This window comes from Actinomadura sp. NPDC000929, from assembly GCF_040492065.1.
In the GTDB taxonomy this organism is placed as follows: domain Bacteria; phylum Actinomycetota; class Actinomycetes; order Streptosporangiales; family Streptosporangiaceae; genus Spirillospora; species Spirillospora verrucosospora.
Genome location: NZ_JBEUPA010000280.1, coordinates 1 through 4,312, shown reverse-complemented (window position 1 = coordinate 4,312; position 4,312 = coordinate 1). Strand labels below are relative to the sequence as shown.

The 4,312-nt window shown below is 75.5% G+C and carries 4 protein-coding genes and 1 pseudogene; 1 reads left to right on the top strand and 4 read right to left on the bottom strand.

Annotated elements, in window-relative coordinates; genetic code table 11:
- The 3 genes and pseudogenes from ABWI04_RS41925 to ABWI04_RS41915 form a co-directional block, all read right to left on the bottom strand.
- Nucleotides 1-642: pseudogene (locus tag ABWI04_RS41925) on the bottom strand (hypothetical protein); the annotation flags it as partial.
- Between the two features lie 124 nt (nt 643-766).
- On the bottom strand, nt 767-1,111 hold the full coding sequence (locus tag ABWI04_RS41920; RefSeq protein WP_345180850.1) for a DUF4233 domain-containing protein: 345 nt from the start codon (nt 1,109-1,111) through the stop codon (nt 767-769).
- A 5-nt stretch (nt 1,112-1,116) separates the two neighbouring features.
- Complete coding sequence (locus ABWI04_RS41915) at nt 1,117-2,487, bottom strand: bifunctional folylpolyglutamate synthase/dihydrofolate synthase (protein WP_353835889.1); 1,371 nt, start codon at nt 2,485-2,487, stop codon at nt 1,117-1,119.
- A gap of 107 nt (nt 2,488-2,594) precedes the next feature.
- Here ABWI04_RS41915 and ABWI04_RS41910 point away from each other — a divergent pair, with 107 nt between their 5' ends.
- The gene (locus tag ABWI04_RS41910; RefSeq protein WP_353835888.1) at nt 2,595-3,797 is read left to right on the top strand and encodes a folylpolyglutamate synthase/dihydrofolate synthase family protein; all 1,203 of its coding nucleotides are present in this window, start codon (nt 2,595-2,597) and stop codon (nt 3,795-3,797) included.
- Here ABWI04_RS41910 and ABWI04_RS41905 read toward each other — a convergent pair.
- Nucleotides 3,769-4,312: hypothetical protein (locus ABWI04_RS41905; protein WP_353835887.1), on the bottom strand; the 544-nt coding region annotated here is incomplete at its 5' end. The genes ABWI04_RS41910 and ABWI04_RS41905 overlap by 29 nt on opposite strands.

Genomic DNA, 4,312 nt, shown 5'->3' with positions numbered 1-4,312 from the left:
TCCGGCGGCGGCGACGGCGAGCAGCGGGCAGGGTGCGAGCGCGACGCGCCAGTCGGGGACGGCGGCGCCGTCGGCGGGCACGGGGACGGCCTTCAGCGCCAGCGGCATCGCGAGGATGAGCGTGCCCGCGAGGGCTCCGGCCCAGGCGGCCGTCAGGGCGCGGTTCCGGCGTTCCCAGACGAGGACGAGGCTCGCGGGCAGGACGAGGCCCGCCCCGACGCCCTGGACGGCCCGGACCGTCCCGATGTCGGGCAGGGAGCGGGCGAGCCCGGCGGCGCCGATCCCGGCGAGCAGCACCGCGAGCCCTGCCGCGAGCACGCCCCACGCGGGGAGCCGGCGGGCGGCGACGGCGGCGGGCGGCACCGTGACCAGCAGGGCGGGCAGGGACAGCCCGGTGGCGCGCAGCAGCCCGGGGATCTCGGCGTCGCCGAGCGCGAGGGCGCTCGCGGCCGCGGGGACGACGTCGCCGGACGCGTCGGGCACCACCAGGACCGCCGCGGGCAGCGCGGTGAACGTCAGCAGCAGGGCGCCGAGCGTCGCGAGCCTCCGCCGGGCATCCCCTTCGGCGAGGCGCGCCGGAGCCCCGGCGGGACGCGTCCTGGCGAGGTCGCCGGGCGGATGTTCGCGTGCGTGGGAGGACACGGCGTGCTCCTTAGGACGTCGTCGTCCGCCGCACGCGCATTTCCCGGAAGGGAAGTTTGTCCAAATAATGCGATAAGGGAATTACACGGGAATCGGCGGACGCAATGGTGCCGTCCCCGCGAACCTAGCGCGGCGGAGCGCTCCCCACCTTGCGTCCCAGCCAAATGGCCGTGCCCCAAAGGGCCCCGAAAACGACACCGAGGAAGAACATGGCCGGGACCATGAACCCGGTCGCGAAGATCAGCACCTGCAGGACGGTGCCGACGGGCACCGCCCACGGGAAGCGCAGCAGACCGGCCAGCGCGACGCACGCGACGGCCAGCCCGCCGCACACGCCGCCGGCGGTCGCCCCGTCCACGTCCAGCACCGTCACCGCCACCGGGATCGCGAGCGCGATCACGATGGCCTCGCACGCCAGCACGGTGGCGAACAGCCTCCGCGCCGGGTTGGGGGCGGTCCGCGCGCTCATGCCCGTCACCGGCCTTCACCGACGCGCAGCAGGGTGCGGGCCTCGCCCGCCGTGACCACCGAGCCGGTGATCAGCACGCCGGCGCCCCGGTACTCGCCGGTCTCCTCGGCGAGGCCGATCGCCCGGTCGATGGCGTCGTCCAGCCGCTGGACGACATGGACGCGGTCGGCGCCGAAGATTCCCTCGGCGATCTCGGCCAGCTCCTCGGGCGGCATCGAGCGCGCCGAGGAGTTGCGGGTCACCACCAGCTCGGCCAGAACGGGTTCGAGCTGGTCGAGGACCCCGGCGACGTCCTTGTCGGCGGCGATGGCGAGGACCCCGGCGAGCCGGGTGAAGCCGAACGACTCGGTGACCGTGGCGACGGTCGCGGCCATCCCGGCGGGGTTGTGCGCCGAGTCCAGCAGGACGGTCGGGCCCGTCCGGGCGACCTCCAGCCGGCCCGGCGAGGCCGACTTGGCGAAGCCGCTGCGGACCAGGGCAGGATCGAGCTGCCCCTCCTCGCCGCCGAGGAAGGACTCGCCGGGCGCGATCCGGGTCGCGGCCTCCAGGTTCGGCTCGCCCCGGGTGGGGGCTCCTCCGGCGAACGCCTCCACGGCGGCCAGGGCCGTCGCGGCGTTGCTCGCCTGGTGCTCGCCGAAGAGCGGCAGGAAGATCTCGTCGTAGACGCCGTGCAGGCCGCGCAGCGAGATCTGCTGCCCTCCGAAGGCGACGTCCCGGCCGAGCACGCCGTACTCGACGCCCTCGCGCGCCGCCGTCGCGCCGGTCTCCACGACCCGCCGCAGCAGGACCTCGGCGGCCTCGACCGGCTGCTGCGCCAGCACCGCGATCGCGCCCGGCTTGATGATGCCCGCCTTCTCCCCGGCGATCTGCTCCAGCGTGTCGCCCAGGTAGCGGGTGTGGTCCAGGCCGATCGGCGTGATCACCGCGACGGCGCCGTCGGCGACGTTCGTGGCGTCCCAGGCGCCGCCCATGCCGGCCTCCACCACCGCCACGTCGACCGGCGCGTCCGCGAACGCCGCGAAGGCCATCGCGGTGAGCACCTCGAAGAACGACAGCCGGGTCTCGTGCTTGTCGTCGACCAGCTGCAGGTAGGGCAGCACGTCGTTGAACGCCTCGACGAACCGCTCCTCGCTGATCGGCTCCCCGTCGATCGCGATGCGCTCGCGCAGCGTCGTCAGCTCGGGGCTGGTGTAGAGCCCGGTGCGCAGACCGCGCTCGCGCAGCAGCGCCTCGACGAGCCGGGCCGTGGTGGACTTGCCGTTCGTCCCGGCGATGTGGATCACCGGGTACGCGCGGTGCGGCGCCCCCAGAACGTCGACCAGGTCGGCGATCCGGTCGAGGGTCGGGTCGATCTCCCACTCGACCCCACGCCCCATGATCGCGCCGACGGTGGCCCTGTAATCGGACGGCTCGGATACCTGACTCACGGTCACAGAGCCTACTCGGCGGCGGGCGCGCCTCCGTCCGGGCCCACACTGGAGGGATGGAGGTGTTCTTCCGCGAGTGGGAGCGGCGGGCCCCGGGCGAGTCCCGCGACGTCGGGCGGGCCCGCGCCCTGGCGGACGCGCTGGGCCTCCTCGCGCCGGGTGTTCCCGTCCTGACCGTCGTCGGTTCCAAAGGGAAGGGGACGGCGGCGACCTACGCGTCGGCGTTCCTCGGGGCCGCCGGGCTGCGCGTGTGCACGGTCACGAGTCCCGGGCTGCGCAGCGAGCGCGACCGCATCAGGGTGGACGGGCGCGCCGTCTCCGCCGGGGAACTCGCCCGCCTGGCGGACGCCCTCGGGGAGGCCGTGGCCGCGCTCCCCCCGCCGTCCGGCGGCTACCTGTCGCCGTCGGGGCTCTTCACGGTCGCGGGCGTCCTGCACGCGCGCCGCGCCGGGGCGGACGCGCTCGTCCTGGAGGCGGGCATGGGCGGACGGTCGGACGAGGTCGCGCTGTTCCCCCCGGACGTGGCCGCGATCACGCCCGTCTTCCGGGAGCACGCCGGGGTGCTCGGCGACACGCCGGCCGAGATCGCCGAGGAGAAGCTCGGCGTCGCCGGGCCGCGGACGCGCGTCCTGTCGGCGCCGCAGTCGGCCGAGGTCGCGGGCGTCCTCGGCGCCGTGGAGTTCGTCGGACCCGGCGGCAGCGGACTCCCCCGGGACCTGCTTCCCGCCGGTCTCGGACGCGCGGCCGCCGAACTCGGCGTGGTCGCCGCCCGCCGCCTCCCCGGCGTGGCCGAGCCCCCCGCCGGGACGGTGCGGGACGCGCTGTCCTCGATCGTCCTGCCCGGCCGCCTGTCGTGGCACGACGTGCCCGGGTCGGCCACCCGGGTGCTGGTCGACTCGGCGATCGACCGGACCGGGGTCGCCGCCGCCCTCGCCGCCGCCCGGGAGGCGTGGGGGACGGTCGACCACGCCGTGGTCTGCCTCCCCGACCACAAGGACCTGGACGGCGCCGTCGCCGCGCTGGGCGCGCTGCCCGTGACGTTCGTCCGGCTCGCGCTGCCGCACCTGCGGTTCACCCGCGCCCTGCCGCCGCGGTGGGACGTGGTCGGGCCCGCCGCGATCACGCCCGAGTCGCTCGCGACGCTCGGGCACCGCGTGGTCGCCCTCGGCACGGTCTACTTCACCGGCCTCGTCCTGGACGCGGTGGGCGCCGACACCGAGCGCCTCTACGTCACTTCGGCTTCTCGACGTCCTTCCTGATGCGGTGCATCAGGTCGGCCATCAGGGGGAACTGCGGGTTCGCCGTGGGCTTGTTGGACGCGACGACGCCGAAGGAGTCCTTGGTGGCCCACGCGCAGTAGGTGTGGGTCTCGGCGAGGACGGCGAACGTGCCGCACACCGCCTTGCCGCCCCTGCGCCCCGGGTCGGCGTCCTGCCCGGCGATGAACGTGGTGGGCTGCGTCTCCTGGAGGAAGTCCGCGGGATCGCCGATCCGGCCCGTCCCGCCCACGAACAGCACGTTGACCTTGCGCACCGGCTCCTCGGTGTAGACGGCGAGGCCGCTCCCGGCCACCGGGACGCCGCCCGCCTCGACCGCGCCCGCGACGAACGGGTACGCGACGCTCGCCTGCGGCGAGGTCAGCGGATCCTTGTGCAGGCCCCCGGCCGTCGGCCCCGCCTTGACCACCTTCTTGGACGGCCCGGGACCGGCCGTCGCCCCGGTGTCGCCGGCGCCGCCGCCGGCCCGCAGCGCCAGCACGCCCGCGACGAGCAGC